This window comes from Amycolatopsis sp. NPDC003676, from assembly GCF_053587275.1.
The window spans coordinates 1-1236 of record NZ_JBSFNS010000336.1; the positions used below are offsets into that span (position 1 = coordinate 1).

General features: G+C 66.9%; 2 protein-coding genes. Both read left to right on the forward strand.

Annotated features, from left to right (window positions below; genetic code table 11):
• Positions 1 to 103 precede the first annotated feature (103 nt).
• Positions 104 to 988: an MCE family protein gene (locus ACWDNU_RS46210; RefSeq protein WP_449673491.1), complete on the forward strand. Its 885-nt coding sequence runs from the start codon at positions 104 to 106 to the stop codon at positions 986 to 988.
• The coding region (locus tag ACWDNU_RS46215) for an MlaD family protein (RefSeq protein ID WP_449673492.1) at positions 981 to 1236 on the forward strand (256 nt) is incomplete at its 3' end. The genes ACWDNU_RS46210 and ACWDNU_RS46215, both read left to right, overlap by 8 nt.

Genomic DNA, 1236 nt, shown 5'->3' on the forward strand with positions numbered 1-1236 from the left:
AGCTCGGGCAACCGGATCGTCTTCCGCTACCAGGACGGCGTTCCGGTGGAGATGGAGCACTCCGGCGGCTACCGGGTCACGATCGATTCGGCGGAGGCGTTGCATGGTGCCGGGGGCGAAGGTGCGCATCGCCGGCGTCCCGGTGGGCTCGGTGACCTCGGTGAAGGTCGGCGACGACGATCTCGCGCACGTCGAGTTCGACGTGGACACCAAGTACGCCGTGCTGTCGAGCACCCGCCTGGCGATCAAGTACGAGAACCTGGTCGGTGACCGGTATCTGGAACTGATGGAAGGCCCGGGCTCGGCCCGCGTGCTGCCCGAGGGGTCCACCATCGGCAAGGAGCAGACCGCGCCCGCATTGGACCTGGACCTGCTGCTCGGCGGTTTCAAGCCGCTGCTGCGTGGGCTCGACCCCGGCCAGGTCAACGACCTGACCTCGGCGCTGCTGCAGATCTTCCAGGGCCAGGGCGGCACGCTGGTCTCGCTGCTCAACAGCGGCGGCAACTTCTCCCGAACCCTCGCCGACCGCGACGCCCTGATCGGCAGCGTGATCGACAACCTGAACACGGTGCTGGCCACCATCGACGATCGCGACGAGCAGTTCACCACCACGATCGACGAATTGCAGCGCCTGGTCAGCGGATTGGCCGCCGAACGCGACCCGATCGGCGCCGCGCTCCCGCGGATCGCCGGTGCGACGAAGGAACTCAACGACTTGCTGACCACGGCACGTCCCGATCTGCGCAACACCATCGAGCAGACCGGCCGGCTGGCCACCAACCTCGACAACGGCTCCGACCAGCTCGAATGGGTGTTGGGGAAGCTACCGGACACCTACAAGAAACTGATCCGCATCGGCTCCTACGGCGCGTTCCTGCAGCTCTACATCTGCGGCACCGTCCTGCTGGTAGACGGCCCGAACGGTCAGCCGATGGAAGTGCGAATCCCGGGTTCGCAGGCGAGCGGAAGGTGTACGCCGAATGAGTGAGAGCAAGTCGTCGGCCGCCACCATCGGCGTCGTCGGCATCGTGCTGGCGGTGACGATCTCGCTCGCCACGCTGCAGTACACCAAGCTGCCGTTCATCCGCTCCGGCGCGACGTTCACCGCGTTCTTCGCCGACGCGGGCGGGCTGGTGCCCGGCGACCCGGTGCATGTGGCCGGCGTGCGATCCGGCGAAGTCGACGATGTGTCGCTCGACGGCCCGAAGGTACTGGTGAAGTTCACCCTGGACGAGT

Coding starts and splice junctions, on each gene's coding strand:
- ACWDNU_RS46210 (WP_449673491.1), top strand. CDS start 104: ATGGTGCCGGGGGCGAAGGTGCGCATCGCCGGCGTCCCGGTGGGCTCG.